The sequence below is a fragment of the uncultured Serinicoccus sp. genome, assembly GCF_947500995.1.
Taxonomy (GTDB): Bacteria; Actinomycetota; Actinomycetes; order Actinomycetales; family Dermatophilaceae; genus Ornithinicoccus.
On record NZ_CANMUA010000009.1, the window covers coordinates 12,581 to 27,148 of the forward strand.

Sequence of the window (14,568 nt, forward strand, 5' to 3'; positions counted from 1 at the left end):
TGGAGCTCAGGGGGCGAGATCCAGCGTGGCGGTGCTGAACCGCTCCAGCGCGTCCGGCCGCACCTCGACGCCGAAGCCCGGCCCGGTCGGCACGTCCACCTCACCGTCGCGCATGACGATCGGCTCCGTGACGTCCTCGGTGTAGAAGCGGTCCGAGCCGGAGATGTCCCCGGGCAGCACGAAGCCCGGCAGCGCCGCGAGCGCCGCGTTGGCCGCCCGGCCCACCCCGGTCTCGAGCATCCCCCCGCACCACACGGGTATGCCGTGCGCGCGCGCCAGGTCGTGGATGCGACGCGCCTCGAGGTAGCCCCCCACCCGTCCCGGCTTGATGTTGATGACGGAGGTCGCGCCGAGGGCGATGGCGTCCGCCGCCGCCTCGGCCGAGACGATGGACTCGTCCAGGCAGACGGGCGTGCGCACCTGACGCGCGAGCTCGGCGTGCTGCCGCAGGTCGGCCTCCCCGAGCGGCTGCTCGATGAGCAGCAGGTCGGCGTCGTCGAGACGGCGGAGCAGGCCGACGTCCGCCAGGGTGTAGGCCGCGTTGGCGTCCACCTGGAAGAGCAGGTCGTCACCGAACGCCTTCCGGACCGCCCGGACCGGCACCAGGTCGCTGCCCGGCTGGATCTTCAGCTTGATCCGGGCATACCCCTGGTCCAGGAAGTCGCCCACGACGCGGACGGTCTCCTCGGCCGAGGGCTGGATGCCGACCGAGACGCCGCTGGGCACCCTCGTCCGGACCGCCCCGAGGTAGTCGGCGAAGGACAGGTCGTGGGCGCGCAGCTGGGCGTCGAGCACCGCCATCTCCAGGGCGGCCTTGGCCATCGGGTGTCCGACGACGTGCCGCAGGTGCCAGCCGACGGTCTCGGCGGTGAGGTCCTCGACCGCAAAGAGCGCGGGCGCCAGCCAGCGGCGGGTGACCTCGACCGCACCGGAGAGGTGCTCGGCGGAGTAGAGGGGAGCCTCCATCGCCACGCACTCTCCCCAGCCGGTCACCTCGCGACCGTCGGCGGTGGAGACCCGGGCCTCCACCAGGTAGCAGCTGCGCGAGGTGGTCGTGGCGAAGGAGGTCGTGAAGGGGGAGCGCAACGGCATCTCGATGAGGTGCAGGCGCAGGCTGGTGAGCCTCATGGTTCCCTCCGCAGGATGTAGTGCCGGTCGTCGTCGAAGTCGTGCACCTGCCAGCCCTGCGCCAGCAGGCTCCCCAGGGCGAGCCGGGTCTGCTGCCGCCACCGCAGAGCCAGGTCCGGGTCGCCTCGGCGCAGCCCCTCGATGTCCCGGGGGATGCCGACCAGCACGTCGGTGGTGCCCGGCGGGACGTCGAGCGCGAGCCCACCCGGCTCGTCGTCCTGGTTCGACAGGGCCACGTGGGCGGTGGTCGAGGACGTGGGGCCGGCGGGGGTCCGGGCGTGGTCGGCAGGGGTCCCGGTCGGCAGGTCCCACCGGACGACCATCCGGTCCGAGGCCTGCCCCGCGTTGACCGTGTCCCGCATCGGTCCGTAGAACTCCTCGTGGTACTGGCGCGGGAAGGCGCCCAGCACGCGGATGTTGAAGTGCGCGTTGCGGGACACCAGGGGGTCGAAGGTCCACGCCATCGTCGCGATCCCACGGTCGAGGCACCAGCGACGCTGGTGCTCCTTGATGGCGCGGCCGATGCCGTGGCCGCTCGCCTCCGGACGCACGCCCACGATGTGGGAGTGGAAGGGCTGACCGGGTGGCCCGCAGAAGCCGACAGCAGCCCCGACGGGCCGGCCGTCGAGGCTGGCCAGCAGGACGTAGTTCTGGCTGTGGATGAGGGCCACCATCATGTGCCGGTCCAGGATGGTGCCGTCCTGGACCGCCCAGATGCGGTCGAAGAGCCGTGCGACCTCGAGACAGTCCTCGGGGCGGGTGACCAGCGTGAGTGCCAGGTCGCCCGCGGGCCGGCGCCGGTCGACCGAGGGCGGAGGCACCGTGGGGTGGGGGCCGGCCATCTCAGTCCGCCTCCGGTCCGGGTGCCGCGGCGGCCCCGCCCGGGACGGGCGCCGCGTCGCGCAGCTGCCCGACGAGCCTGGCCAGGACCGCGGTCCGGGGCGCGATCTGGTCGACGAGCACGTGCTCGTGCTCGGCGTGGGCTCCCCCACCGACCGCTCCCAGGCCGTCCAGGGTCGGGATCCCGGCAGCCGCGGTGAAGTTGCCGTCGGAGGCGCCGCCGACGGCGACTGCGTCAGGGACGGACAGCCCCAGCGAGGTGCAGACGTCGGCATACCTGCGCCAGAGGTCGTCGCTGTGGTGCCGCTCCATGGGGTAGCGGTTGATCTCCCCGACGGTGCGCACCTGCGCACCCTCCTGGCGGGCTCGCAGGGCGTGCAGCCCGGTGTGCACGCGGTCCAGCTCGGCGGCCGACCCTGCGCGCACGTCGATGTCGAGGGTGGCCGCGGCGGGCACCGTGTTGGTGGTGGTCCCTCCCGCGAAGGTGGTGGGGGTGACGGTGGTGCCCTGCTCCGGGTCCGCCAGCTCGAGGATGCCGGGCAGCTGCGCCGCGAGCTCGAGCAGGGCGCTGACGCCGCGCTTCGGGTCCAGCCCCGCGTGCGCGGCCACCCCCTGCAGCTCGAGGCGGTAGCGGCTGGCGCCCTTGCGGGCCACCTTGACGGCCCCGCCGTCGGCGGAGGCCTCCAGGACGAGGACGCCGGCCGCCCCCTGCGCGGTCTGCAGGATGAGCTCCCGCGAGTGCGCGGAGCCGACCTCCTCGTCACCGGTGACCAGCAGGGTGACACCGTCCAGGGCCTGCGGCCCGGATCTCTCCTGGAGCAGCGCGCAGGCGTGCACCGCCATCACCAGACCGGTCAGCATGTCGAAGGTCCCCGGGCCGCGCACGACCCCGTCCTGGTGCGACCAGGGGATCCGCTCCAGGGTGCCGACAGGCCACACGGTGTCCTGGTGGCACAGCAGCAGGACCCGCGTCGGACCACCGAGGCGCAGCAGGAGGTGCGTGACCCCGTGCTCGACGACCGTCTCCGGGCGGCGACCGAGCCGCTCCTCGACGACGTCGGCCACCACGGCGGCGCCCCGGGCCACGGCAGCGAGGTCCGCGGACGGCGACTCCACCTCCACGAGCCGGCGCAGGTCCGCCAGGAGGTCCGGCACCAGCGCGTCGGCTGCGGCCAGCAGCGGTCGGGAGGAGTCGGGTGCGGTGTTCACACTGCGCCACGCTAGAGCGGCGAGCGCCGCGGGTTCAATGGGCGATACGACCAAAACCTCGGACAATCTTCGGCGGATCCGACGATGCCGAGGTCCGGGCCGGGTTGCCATCATGAACGGGGCCGCCAGTGCGGGCGGGACGCTGACCCTGGCCGAGGGCTGAGCGGCGACGTGTGTGCGCCGGTGGCCCTGTGAGGGCCACGACCGCGCACGGCATCCATCGGTGGGGTGTTCAGGACGATTCGGCCGGGGCCAGGGCCACCTTCCGGCGCAGGGACCGCGGCAGGACACCCGCCCTCGTCAGGACAGCAGCTTGGCCTTCGCGGCCGCGAACTCCGCGTCGGTGAGCACGCCGGCCTGCTGGAGGGCGGCGAGCTTCTGGAGCTCGCCGATGAGGTCGGTCGGCTGAGCAGGTGGGGGAGGCGCGGGCGCGGCGTACTGGGTCGCCGCAGCCTGGGCTGCCGCCTCCATCTGCGCCCGCTGCTGGTAGTCGGCGTACTCCTGCTGCTGAGCGGCCTGCTGCGCCCGCGCCTGCTGGTTGCGGGCCATGCCACCGCTCACGGCCTGGGCGGTGCCGGCGACCACGGCGGTGCGGGCAGCGAGACCGATGAGGCCGGGACGACCGACTCGACGGATGGGCATGTGGCTCTCCTACTCCTGTGCGGCTGCGTCGAGCAGCTCGTTGACGACCGGAGCGGGGATCCGCTCGGTGCGCAGCACGGACCCGCCCGCCGCGGCGAGCCGCTCCGCCAGCGTCCGGGCGTAGACGAGCTCGAAGGCGACCACCAGCCCGGAGGTCCCGGGGTCCAGCGAGGCCGCGAGCTCCTCGATGTCCTCGTCGCCGGTCAGACCGGTCTCGACCGGCTCCAGGTCACCGAGCCCCCAGTCCTGCGACCCCTCGCCGGGCTCCTGCGTCGTGAGCTCGCCGCTCTCGGACCGGGAGACCACGACGACGTCCAGGAGCCGGAGCAGGCCGCTGTCGACGAGCTCGCGGAGCCCCCCCACGGACTGAGGGTCTGGCTCACCGGTGCCGAACCCCACGAGGTGCAGCTCGACGGGACCATAGCTGAACCGACTCATGACACCGTTCCTTCGTCCGTGAGGGGGTGATGCGACTGAGACCTCGACCTTACCGCCGGGTCCTCCCGCAGGGGTACGGACACGTCGGAGCCGCCCTGCTCGGTCACCCGGTCCCGCATCCGCACGAGGCTCGGCCGGGGGACGAAGGTGCCGGCGACGAGCGCCTCGCCCAGCCGGAACTGCGCGGCCCGCCGCAGCATGTCCTCCGGCACGTGTCCGAAGATGCTCGCCAGCTGCTCGAGGTCCGAGCGCGAGGTCATCCGCATGAGGGTCAGGTTGTCGCACTGGGTGACGATCCCGGGGTGCACCTTGGACGGTCGTTGCGTGGAGACCAGCAGCCAGAGGCCGTACTTGCGGCCCTCCGCCGCGATCTGCACCAGCCGGTCACGCACCGCGACGCCCAGCGGCGTGTCGGCCTGCGGCGGGCACAGGTTGTGGGCCTCGTCGACGACGATGAGCAGCGGGCGCCGTTGCGAGCGTCGCTGCCAGAGGTGGTCCAGCACGCCCAGGGCCACCGCGAGCTGCTCCTCCTGCTCGTCGTAGCCGCCGAGGTCGAGCACGGTCGCCGCCGGACGGCGGTCGAGGACGTCCGTGGCCGAGGTGGTGTGGTCCGACCAGACGGTGCGCCAGTCCAGCAGCCCGAGGTTCTCCAGGCGCTGGGCCAGCATCACCGCCTCGGGCGTGCCCGCCTCGCGCAGGGTGGGGAGGACGTCGACGAGGTTGCGCTCCTCGAACGACGCCGCGAGCTGCAGGAGCGCGTTGTACTCCACCCGGTCGATGATGGGGTCCAGGCGCAGCACCGCGGCCTTGGCCCGGGCGCTGAGGTCGGTGAACCGGATCCGCAGCGGGTGCTCGTCGCTGTCGGGGCGCAGGACCTGGACGTCCCGGTCGGCGAGCTCGCGCGACTCCGCCGGGTCGGCCGTGGGCACCGTGGTGTGCAGGTGCACGAAGTCGCTGTTGGGGTCGAGGACCAGGACGGGCAGATCGGTGGCCGCGAGGATGCGCTCGAGCACGACGCCGAGCGCGTAGGTCTTGCCCGATCCGCTCTGCCCGCACCAGAAGGTGTGCCGGTTCAGCTTGCGGGAGATGAGGCCGAGGGGGACCTCGGGCATCGACTGCAGCCTCCCCACGTGCAGCCGGCGGTCCGACCCGGAGACGACCGCCGCGACCTCCTCGTCGGAGGCCGGAGACACCTCGACGGGGGTGGGCACCGGCGCCGGAGGAGGGCCGTCGACGGACACCAGGGTCCCGGAGGCCACGTGCTCGCGCCGGTCGAGGGCCTGCAACCGCTCGACCTGGCCGAGCAGCGTCGAGCCGCCGCTCTCCAGGTGCAGGAAGTCACCGACCCGTGGTGGGGTCCAGGACCCCCGGACCCGGAAGGAGCGGCCGTCCGGGGAGTCGAGGTATGTCGAGGCCCCCCCGGCGGACGTCTCGTCGGGGGGGCTCGAGGTCGTGCTCATGTCGATGATCTGTCTCCGGGGGAGCCAGGCTCAGCTGCTCGCCGCTGTCGGCCGCGGACTCCTCCGAGTCGAACAGGTCGCGCACGGCGGCCTCGTCCTCGACGCTGAGGTTGGTGGCGATGAGCTCGCCCTGGTGGTCACCCAGCTCCTCGGCGATCCGGTCGCGCACGCCGTCGCTGGACATGAGGAACAGGGCCGACGTGCCGGGGGTGACCTTCTCGCGCACGGTGTTGATGAACTCGTCGCTGATGCCGAAGTCCCGCATCGACCCGGAGAGCGCGCCCATGGCGGCGCCGAACGCCATACCGAAGAGCGGCACGAAGAAGATGATGCCGAAGAGCAGACCCCAGAACGCGCCACCCGACGCCCCCGCTCCGGTGGGGGAGAAGGCCTGCTGGGTCTTCGGCTTCTTCTTGTCCTCCGGCCAGGAGACCACGACGGCGTCGTGGACCTTGATGAGCTGCTTCTTCTGCAGCTCGATCACCTGGGCGCGGATCTGCTCTGCACGCTGCGGGTCGTTGAACTTCCACACGGTCAGGGTCGCCATGAACAACTTCCTCTTCTCACCAGCGGGTCTGCCCGAGTGGCACCCCCGTCCGTGCGCTGAGCGGCACCGAGCGGACGTCCCGTCCAGAGATGAGGGGGTGAATTCTCACCACGCCCTCCGAGGGCCCGGGACGACGCCCGCCGGCGCCCGGGCGGTCAGCCGGTCAGGACTGCTGGGACGCCTGCTCCTGCTCGGCCTCGGCGAGCTTGGCGCGCACCTCGTCCATGTCGAGCTCGCGCACCTGGTCGACGACCGACTCGAGGTCGCGCGCCGGGAGCGCACCGGCCTGGCGGAAGACGAGCACGCCCTCCTTGAAGGCCATGATCGTGGGGATCGAGCTGATGCCCGCTCCCTGCGCGAGCGCCTGCTGGTCCTCGGTGTCGACCTTGCCGAAGACGACGTCGTCGTACTTCTCGGAGGCCTTCTCGTAGTTCGGGGCGAACATCTTGCACGGGCCGCACCACTCGGCCCACCAGTCGACCAGCACGATGTCGTTGCCGGTGACGGTCTGCTCGAAGGTGTCTGCGGTCAGGTCTACGGTGCTCATGGGCGTTCCAACACGGGCACCGCTCGCCTTCTTCCATGCCCCCAACCTCCTGCTACCGTCGCGACATGCGAACGCTTCGCAACAGGTATGCCGCCCCTCTCTCCTCCGCCGTCGTCGCCGGCCTGCTGCTCGCGGGCTGCACCGACCCGACCACGACCCCGTCCGGGGACGACGAGGGAGCCGCCGCCACGTCCTCCGGCGCGACCGAGGTCGTCGTCGCGACGGGCGGGGAGCCGGACAGCTTCAACCCGGTCCTGGGCTACGCGCGGTGGGGCGACGGCAAGATCGTGGAGGGGCTCGTCCGGCTCGGCGCCGACCTCGAGCCCGAGCCGGTCCTGGCGCAGGAGCTGCCCGAGGTCTCGGCGAACGGCCTCACCTACACCGTCACCCTCCGGGACGGCGTGACCTTCCACGACGGGCAGGAGCTCACGGCGCAGGACGTGGTCGCGACCTACGAGGCGGCCCTGGACCCGGAGAACGGGTCCCCCGTGGCCGCGGACCTCACCGCCCTGGAGTCGGTCGAGGCCGTGGACGAGCGCACCGTCCGCTTCACCCTGGCGCACCCCCAGTCCGCGTTCGTCACCACCACCACCCTCGGCATCCTCCCGGCGGGCCAGGTGGACGCGACCTCGCCGGAGGACGTCGTCGGCACCGGCCCCTACCAGGTCGACGGCTACCGGGCGGGCGAGCGCCTGGCGCTCACCGCCAACCCCGACTACTGGGGCGAGCAGCCCGAGGTCACCAGGGCCACCTTCCTGTTCGTCGACGACGACGCGGCCCGCGCCGCCCGGCTGGCCTCCGGCGAGGTCGACGCCGCGCTGCTGCCGGCGCAGGCGCTGGGGCGCTTCGAGGACGACGGGGCCTACGACGTGGTGCGGCGGGACACGGCCGACTTCCGCGCGCTGGTGATGCCCGAGGAGGGCGAGGTGACCGGCGACCCGGCCATCCGCGCGGCCCTGCACCAGGGCCTGGACCGGCAGGCGCTGGTCGACGGCGCCCTGGCCGGCGCCGGGCGCCCGGCCTACGGGCCGATCCCGCCCGAGGCCCCCGAGTACTCGGACGTGGTCGAGGTCGAGGTGGACCCGGGCGCCGCGCAGCAGGGCCTCGAGGAGGCCGGCTGGGTCGAGGGCGCCGACGGGGTCCGCGAGAAGGACGGGCAGCGCGCCGCCTTCACCCTGATGTACCCGGCGGGGGACACCCTGCGCCAGAACGTCGCCCTCGACGTGCAGGCCCAGGCCGCCGAGCTCGGCATCGAGGTCGAGCCGGAGGGCCTGAGCTGGGAGGCGATCGAGCCGCGGATGGCCAGCGACGCTCTCGTCTACGGCAGCGGCAACCCCTATAACGCCGACCTGTCGACCTACCCCCTCTTCCACTCCAGCCGCGCCTTCCAGGGCTTCGACAACCCCGGAGGCTACGACTCCGCCGAGATGGACGCGGCCCTCGAGGCGGGCCGGGCCGCGCAGGAGGAGTCCGAGCGGGTGGAGGCCTACGCCACGGTGCAGGAGCAGCTCGCGCAGGACCTGCCGTGGGTGTTCCTGGCCTACGTCGAGCACGACTACGTCATCGAGTCGGACACCTGGGAAGGGTATGACGTGCCCCTCGTCGAGCCGCACGAGCACGGTCTGCAGGGTGGACCCTGGTGGAACCTCCCGTCGTGGACGATCGCGGGCGGGTGAGGCTGCGGGAACGGCTCCACCCGGCCCGCTCGCCGCTGACCGGACTCGTCGTCGGCCGGCTGCTGCTGCTGCCCGTCCTGGTGGCCGCCGTCACCCTCGTGATGTTCGCCCTGGCCCAGCGCACCCCCTTCGACCCCGTCCTGGCCTCGCTGGGGGAGCGTGCCCTGACGATGGACGGCCCGACCCTCGAGGCGATGCGAGCCCGGGTGGGCGACACCGGTGCCGTGCAGCAGTGGGCCGCGTGGTGGGGCAACGCCCTGCAGGGGGACCTCGGCGCGTCCTCCAGCCAGCGCGCACCCGTGGCCACGGTCATCGCGCAGCGGCTTCCCTGGACGCTGGGCCTGATGTCGGCGGCGCTGGTGCTGGCCGTGCTCGGGGGCGTGCTGGTCGGCGGGCTGGCCGGCACCCGGCCCGGCTCCTGGGCCGACCGGCTGGCGGGCGGCGGGCTGCTCTCCCTGCAGGCGGCGCCCCCCTTCTGGCTCGGTCTGGTCGCCGTGTGGGTCTCCGCGGTGTGGCTCGGGTGGCTGCCGACCGGCGGCGCGACGTCGCCGGGCTCCGGGGCGGTGCGGCCCCTCGACGTGCTCAGCCACGCCGTGCTGCCGGTGCTCGTCCTGGCCCTGTCCCAGCTGCCGTGGTTCGGCCTGGTCGTCCGCGACGCCACCCGTGACGCCCTGGCCGGGGTGCCGGTGCGCGCGGGCTGGGCGCGCGGCATAGCGACGTCGCGGCTGCTGCGCCAGCACGCCGTCCGGCCCGCCCTGCTGCCCCTCGTGACGGTCCTGGGCGTGCGGGTCCCCGAGCTCATCACCGGGGCGGTCCTCGTCGAGACCGTCTTCTCCTGGCCCGGGGTCGCGAGCGCGACCGTGGACTCCGCGCTGCGCCTCGACTTCCCGCTGCTCGCCGCCCTCACCGTCCTCACGACCGTGCTGGTGGTGCTCGGCAACCTCGCCGCGGACGTCGCCTACCGCGTCGTCGACCCCAGGGTGGGCCAGCGTGACGGCTGAGGGGTGGCGCGAGGTCGCCGGCGCCCGGTCCCGGCCGTGGGCCGGCACCCGACGGGTCGTGCGGCGGGCCGGATCCGGGCCCTGGTGGATCGCCCTCGGCGGCCTGGTGGTCCTCGTCCTGCTGCTGGGTGCGGGAGCGGCCGACCAGCGGGCGGACTTCTCGCAGGCCTTCCTGCCGCCCTCGGCCGAGCATCCCTTCGGGACCGACCAGGCGGGCCGCGACCTGCTCACCCGCAGCCTGGCGGGTGCCCGGGTGTCGCTGCTGGTCGGGCTGGTGGCGGCCCTCGTCTCCAGCGTCGTCGGGGTGGTCGTGGGAGGGCTGGCCGGCTCGCTGGCCTCCCGTGGTCGCGGGGTCGTCGACGGCGCGCTCATGCGGCTGGTCGACGCGGTCAACGCGCTGCCGCACCTCGTACTGGGCATCGTCATCGTGGCCCTGCTCGGGCCCTCCCTGGGCAGCGTGATCCTCAGCGTGGCCCTCACGCACTGGACGACCACCGCGCGGCTGGTGCGGGCCGAGCTGCTCGCCCTGCAGGGCGCCGGCTTCGTGGAGGCCGCCGTCGGGGCGGGCGCCGGGCGGTGGTGGGTGCTCTCGCGGCACCTGCTGGCCCACGTCCTGGGCCGGGTGGTCCTGGCGACCGTGCTCATGGTGCCGCACGCGATCATGCACGAGTCGGCCCTGAGCTTCCTCGGGCTCGGGCTGCCCGACGACCAGGCCTCGCTCGGCACCATCATCGAGCAGTCGCGGACGGCCGTCCTCGCGGGGCACTGGTGGCCGGCCGTGCTGCCCGGCCTGCTGCTCGTGGCGCTGAGCCTGGCCGTCTTCGCGCTCGGCGAACGGCTGCGGCCGGCCTCCCGGGGACGCTCGTGAGCGGCCAGGGGTATGCCGAGGGCCGGGACCTCGGCCCGCCCGCCTCGCGGACGGCCGGCCCGGGCGGCCCGCCCGAGGGGGGGCCGACCGGCGGGCTGCGGGTGAGCGGACTGGGGGTGGCTCTGCCCGACGGTCGGGGTGGGCACCAGACGGTGCTGGAGCTGGTGGACCTCCGGGTGCCGCGCGGTCGCCTCGTCGTGCTCCTCGGGCCCAGCGGAGCGGGCAAGTCGACGCTGCTGGCCGCCCTGCTGGGCCTGCTGCCGACCGGCTCCCTGGTGCGCGGGCACGGATGGTGGGAGGCGGACGGGGCCGAACCGGTCGACCTCGTCGACCCCGGTGCAGCGGCGCGCGAGCGGCTGCGGGGCCGGGTGGCGGCGTGGCTGCCGCAGGCCCCGGTGGGTGCCATGACCCCGGTGCTCACCGTCGGCCACCACCTCACCGAGAAGGCCCGGGTCCACGTCCCGGCCTCGCGGGTCCCGGCCGTGGTGGGGGAGGTGATGCGCCGGCACGACGTCGACCCCGCCTGGCGCCGTCGGCTGCCCTCCCAGCTCTCCGGCGGGCAGGCGCAGCGCGTGTCCAACGCCCTGGCCCTGCTCGGGGACCCGGGACTGGTGCTGGCCGACGAGCCCACGACCGGCCTGGACCGGCCCCGGGCCCGCGCCGCGGCGGACGGGCTGGCGGCCCTGGCCCACGACGAGGGGCGGGCCGTGCTCGTCGTGACCCACGACCTGCGGCTGGCGGAGGAGGCCGCTGACGCGGTCATCGAGCTCGACGGGGGGCGCTCCCGCGGCGCGGACGTGCCGGTCGGTGAGGTGATCGCCCGGGCCCGCGGCGCCAGCCACCGCATGGCCCCGCACGCCACGACGGGTCAGCGGCTGCAGGCCGCCGCGGTCCGACCGCCGGCCGCCGCCGCCCAACGGCCGGACACCACCCCTGCTGGCCCGGGGCTGCAGGCCTCCGCCGAGGACCCCGGCACCGGGGAGGGCCCCGGCCTCGGGGCCGTCGACCTCACCCTGCGGCGAGGGCGGGGCACGCTGGTGCGCAGCGGCGTGACGCTGCAGGTCCGACCGGACCGCACGACCGGCCTCATGGCACCCTCCGGCGCCGGCAAGACGACGCTGCTGCGCACGCTGGCGCTCCTGCACCGGCCCTCCGAGGGTCAGGTCCGCCTGGACGGGCGCCCGGTCCGCGGCACCGGGTATGCCGTGCCCGCCGCCGTGCGCCGCCGCATCGCCTTCGTGCCGCAGGACCCGCGGCAGGGTGTCGACCCCCGGTGGACCCTCGGGCGGAGCCTGCTCGAGCCCTCCCGGCTGGTGGGGCGGACCGGTGACGACACGGAGGTCGCCCGGATGCTGGACCGGGTGGGCCTGGCCCCCGAGCTCGCGAGCCGCCGGCCGGACGAGGTGTCCGGGGGACAGCTCCAACGGGCCGTGCTCGCCCGGGCCCTGGCGCTGGACGCCGACTACCTCCTGCTGGACGAGCCGACCTCCATGGTCGACGCGGCCACCGCCCGGGCGGTCGTCCGGGCCGTGCACGAGCACCAGCACGCGACCGGGTGCGGGGTGCTGGTCGCCTCGCACGACGAGGAGCTCCTGCGCACCTGGTGCGACGTCGTCGTCGAGTGGTGAGCAGGAGCCGTCCCCCGGCGTCCGGCGGGCCGCGGCGCGCCGGGAGCGGGCTGCATACTCCTCGCGGGTGAGGACGCGCCACAATGGGGCCATGAGCCCTGTCCCGTCCGTGTCGAACTCCATCACCGTCCGCCTCGAGCTGCCGGCCCGCGTCACCGCCGTCTCCGAGATCACCACCGCGGTCGCGCACGTTGGCGGCATGGTGACCGCGGTCGACATCAGCGACTCGGGCACCGAGCGGCTGCAGGCCGACCTCACCATCGCGACCTACGGCACGGACCACGCCGCCGAGGTCGTCGAGGCCATCAGCGAGGTCGACGGGGTGGAGATCGGGCGGGTCAGCGACCGCACCTTCCTGGCTCACCTGGGCGGCAAGCTGGAGGTGAAGTCCAAGCTGCCGATCCGCAACCGCGACGACCTGTCCCTGGTCTACACCCCGGGTGTGGCCAAGATCTGCCAGGCCATCGCCGAGAACCCCGAGGACGCCCGCAGCCTCACCATCAAGCGCAACACCGTCGCCGTCGTCACCGACGGCTCGGCCGTCCTGGGGCTGGGCGACATCGGGCCGCTCGCGGCGATGCCGGTCATGGAGGGCAAGGCCGCGCTCTTCAAGCGGTTCGCGGACATCGACGCGTTCCCCATCTGCCTCGACGCCCACGACAGCGACGAGATCGTCCGCGTCGTCAAGGCGATCGCGCCCGGCTTCGCCGGCATCAACCTCGAGGACATCTCCGCCCCCCGCTGCTTCGAGATCGAGGCGCGGCTGCGCCGGGAGCTGGACATCCCGGTCTTCCACGACGACCAGCACGGCACCGCGATCGTCGCGCTGGCCGCCCTGAAGAACTCCTTGCGGGTGGTCGACAAGGAGCTCGGGTCGGTCAAGATCGTCATGTCCGGCGCGGGTGCGGCCGGGTCGGCGATCATCCGCCTGCTGCTGCAGGCCGGGGCCACCGACGTGCTGGTCGCCGATGTCGACGGGGTCATCCACCCGCGGCGGCCCGACGTCATGCGCGGCGACAACGGCAACCTCGCCTGGATCGCCAGCCAGACCAACCGCGGCCTGGAGACCGGCACCCTCAAGGAGGCCCTCGTCGGGGCGGACGTGTTCATCGGGGTCTCCGCGGGCAACATCCTGACGGGCGAGGACATCGCCCGGATGAACGACGACGCGGTCGTCTTCGCGATGGCCAACCCGGTGCCCGAGGTCGACCCCGTCGAGGCGGGCCAGCACGCCACCGTCGTCGCCACGGGGCGCAGCGACTTCGCCAACCAGATCAACAACGTGCTGGTCTTCCCGGGGGTCTTCCGCGGGCTGCTCGACGCCGCGAGCGACCACATCGACGACGAGATGCTCCTGGCCGCGGCCTCGGCGCTGGCCGACGTGGTCACCGCCGACGAGCTCAACCCCACCTACATCATCCCGAGCGTCTTCAACCCCAAGGCGACCAAGGCGGTCGCCCAGGCGGTCGAGCAGGCCGCGCGGGCGCGGCGCGAGGCGACGAGCTGACGGTCGGCCCGCGGGGTCCGCACCGGACGCCCGGCCTGGACCTCGTGGTGGTGCTCGGGTGGTTCGCGCTGCTCGTCTCGCTCCTCGTCCAGGCCTACGGGCTCTACGCCCCGCAGGCGCCCGGGCCCGCCGGCGTCCCCGGTCTGGACAAGGTCGGCCACCTCCTCGCCTTCGCCGTCCCCGCAGCCCTGGCCTGGTGGCTGCGGGCGCGCTGGCTGGTGCCCGTCCTCGTGCTCCACGCCCTCGTGAGCGAGCCCCTGCAGCAGCTGCTCGCACCGGGCCGGCAGGCCGACCTGCTGGACGCCGTCGCGGACCTCCTGGGCGTGGCGCTCGGTGTCTGGGTCGCCGCGACGACCAGGCGTCGGTGGGGTCATGATGGGGACATGGGCGAAACCTCGACGCCGACGAGGCGGCAGTCGTGAGCCCGCCGCGCCAGGAGCGGGGCGAGGTCACCGGCCAGCTGCTCGTGGCGACCCCGCTGACCGGAGAGCCTTTCGCCGGGTCCGTCGTGCTCGTCCTGCACCACGACGAGGACGGCGCCCACGGGCTCGTCCTCAACCAGCCGATGGAGGCCGGCGTCGACGCGGTGCTGCCGGAGTGGCAGCCCTTCGTCACCGACCCGGGGGTGCTCTTCCGCGGCGGCCCGGTGGGTCGTGACACGGCCATGGGCCTGGTGAGCGTGCCGGGGCACCTGCCGGAGGACCCGCCCCTGGGCACCCAGCTGCTCTTCGGCGGGATCGGGCTGGTCGACCTGGACGCCCCGGCGCCGCTGGTGGTGCCGGAGCTCGGTGCCTTCCGGATCTTCGTGGGCTACAGCGGCTGGTCCGCCGGCCAGCTCGACTCCGAGATCCGGCACGGCGCGTGGGAGGTCGTGCCCCGCGAGCCGCGCGACGCCTTCCGCGAGGACACCACCGGCCTCTGGCGGGAGGTGCTGCTGCGCCAGCGCTCGGCGGCCTCCTTCCTCACCACGTGGACCGAGCACCCCGAGCGCAACTGACCGGGCGTCGCCGGCGGTCGGCCGCGCGCCGGCGGGGTGTCACCGGTGTCCGGCTCGGCGACGCCACGACGTCGACCGTG

General features: G+C 74.0%; 14 protein-coding genes and 1 pseudogene. 7 read left to right on the forward strand and 8 right to left on the reverse strand.

From position 1 onward, the window contains the following. Window positions 1-6: 6 nt before the first annotated feature. The 8 genes and pseudogenes from menC to trxA all read right to left on the reverse strand — a co-directional run bounded on the left by menC (window position 7) and on the right by trxA (window position 6,811). On the reverse strand, window positions 7-1,128 hold the full coding sequence (menC, locus tag Q0967_RS14120) for an o-succinylbenzoate synthase (RefSeq protein WP_298750902.1): 1,122 nt from the start codon (window positions 1,126-1,128) through the stop codon (window positions 7-9). Then, a complete protein-coding gene (locus Q0967_RS14125; RefSeq protein ID WP_298750903.1) occupies window positions 1,125-1,970 on the reverse strand; it encodes a GNAT family N-acetyltransferase in 846 nt (281 codons plus the stop codon). The genes menC and Q0967_RS14125 overlap by 4 nt, the downstream gene beginning before the upstream one ends. A 1-nt stretch (window position 1,971) precedes the next feature. Next, entirely contained in the window at window positions 1,972-3,177 is a 1,206-nt protein-coding gene (locus Q0967_RS14130; RefSeq protein ID WP_298750904.1) for a M20/M25/M40 family metallo-hydrolase, read from the reverse strand. A gap of 300 nt (window positions 3,178-3,477) precedes the next feature. Beyond that, the gene (locus Q0967_RS14135; protein WP_298750905.1) at window positions 3,478-3,819 is read right to left on the reverse strand and encodes an SHOCT domain-containing protein; all 342 of its coding nucleotides are present in this window, start codon (window positions 3,817-3,819) and stop codon (window positions 3,478-3,480) included. A gap of 9 nt (window positions 3,820-3,828) precedes the next feature. Then, window positions 3,829-4,257: a DUF6325 family protein gene (locus Q0967_RS14140; protein WP_298750906.1), complete on the reverse strand. Its 429-nt coding sequence runs from the start codon at window positions 4,255-4,257 to the stop codon at window positions 3,829-3,831. Next, the gene (locus Q0967_RS14145; protein WP_298750907.1) at window positions 4,254-5,717 is read right to left on the reverse strand and encodes an ATP-binding protein; all 1,464 of its coding nucleotides are present in this window, start codon (window positions 5,715-5,717) and stop codon (window positions 4,254-4,256) included. Before Q0967_RS14145 ends, Q0967_RS14140 begins: the two co-directional genes overlap by 4 nt. A gap of 82 nt (window positions 5,718-5,799) precedes the next feature. Continuing rightward, window positions 5,800-6,264: pseudogene (locus Q0967_RS14150) on the reverse strand (DUF1269 domain-containing protein); the annotation flags it as partial. A 163-nt stretch (window positions 6,265-6,427) separates the two neighbouring features. Then, the gene (gene trxA, locus Q0967_RS14155; RefSeq protein ID WP_298750909.1) at window positions 6,428-6,811 is read right to left on the reverse strand and encodes a thioredoxin; all 384 of its coding nucleotides are present in this window, start codon (window positions 6,809-6,811) and stop codon (window positions 6,428-6,430) included. Between the two features lie 65 nt (window positions 6,812-6,876). Between trxA and Q0967_RS14160 the strand changes: the two genes are divergently transcribed. From Q0967_RS14160 to Q0967_RS14190, 7 genes are all read left to right on the forward strand, one after another. Continuing rightward, on the forward strand, window positions 6,877-8,487 hold the full coding sequence (locus tag Q0967_RS14160; RefSeq protein WP_298750910.1) for an ABC transporter substrate-binding protein: 1,611 nt from the start codon (window positions 6,877-6,879) through the stop codon (window positions 8,485-8,487). Further along, complete coding sequence (locus Q0967_RS14165; RefSeq protein ID WP_298750911.1) at window positions 8,466-9,488, forward strand: ABC transporter permease; 1,023 nt, start codon at window positions 8,466-8,468, stop codon at window positions 9,486-9,488. The genes Q0967_RS14160 and Q0967_RS14165 overlap by 22 nt, the downstream gene beginning before the upstream one ends. Next, window positions 9,478-10,356 (forward strand): ABC transporter permease, encoded by an 879-nt coding sequence (locus Q0967_RS14170; RefSeq protein WP_298750912.1) that lies wholly within the window; start codon window positions 9,478-9,480, stop codon window positions 10,354-10,356. The genes Q0967_RS14165 and Q0967_RS14170 overlap by 11 nt, the downstream gene beginning before the upstream one ends. Then, on the forward strand, window positions 10,353-11,984 hold the full coding sequence (locus tag Q0967_RS14175; RefSeq protein WP_298750913.1) for an ATP-binding cassette domain-containing protein: 1,632 nt from the start codon (window positions 10,353-10,355) through the stop codon (window positions 11,982-11,984). The genes Q0967_RS14170 and Q0967_RS14175 overlap by 4 nt, the downstream gene beginning before the upstream one ends. 91 nt (window positions 11,985-12,075) lie before the next feature. Continuing rightward, window positions 12,076-13,491 (forward strand): NAD-dependent malic enzyme, encoded by a 1,416-nt coding sequence (locus Q0967_RS14180; protein ID WP_298750914.1) that lies wholly within the window; start codon window positions 12,076-12,078, stop codon window positions 13,489-13,491. A gap of 44 nt (window positions 13,492-13,535) precedes the next feature. Next, window positions 13,536-13,913, forward strand: a complete 378-nt coding sequence (locus tag Q0967_RS14185; RefSeq protein WP_298750915.1) for a VanZ family protein — start codon at window positions 13,536-13,538, stop codon at window positions 13,911-13,913. Beyond that, window positions 13,910-14,488, forward strand: coding sequence for a YqgE/AlgH family protein (locus Q0967_RS14190; RefSeq protein WP_298750916.1), 579 nt, complete (start codon window positions 13,910-13,912; stop codon window positions 14,486-14,488). Before Q0967_RS14185 ends, Q0967_RS14190 begins: the two co-directional genes overlap by 4 nt. Window positions 14,489-14,568: the final 80 nt, after the last annotated feature.

Bases quoted from the DNA above. Each gene is read 5' to 3' on its own strand.
- menC (WP_298750902.1), bottom strand. From the start codon at position 1,128: ATGAGGCTCACCAGCCTGCGCCTGCACCTCATCGAGATGCCGTTGCGC.
- Q0967_RS14125 (WP_298750903.1), bottom strand. From the start codon at position 1,970: ATGGCCGGCCCCCACCCCACGGTGCCTCCGCCCTCGGTCGACCGGCGC.
- Q0967_RS14135 (WP_298750905.1), bottom strand. From the start codon at position 3,819: ATGCCCATCCGTCGAGTCGGTCGTCCCGGCCTCATCGGTCTCGCTGCC.
- Q0967_RS14140 (WP_298750906.1), bottom strand. From the start codon at position 4,257: ATGAGTCGGTTCAGCTATGGTCCCGTCGAGCTGCACCTCGTGGGGTTC.
- Q0967_RS14145 (WP_298750907.1), bottom strand. From the start codon at position 5,717: ATGAGCACGACCTCGAGCCCCCCCGACGAGACGTCCGCCGGGGGGGCC.
- trxA (WP_298750909.1), bottom strand. From the start codon at position 6,811: ATGAGCACCGTAGACCTGACCGCAGACACCTTCGAGCAGACCGTCACC.
- Q0967_RS14160 (WP_298750910.1), top strand. From the start codon at position 6,877: ATGCGAACGCTTCGCAACAGGTATGCCGCCCCTCTCTCCTCCGCCGTC.
- Q0967_RS14180 (WP_298750914.1), top strand. From the start codon at position 12,076: ATGAGCCCTGTCCCGTCCGTGTCGAACTCCATCACCGTCCGCCTCGAG.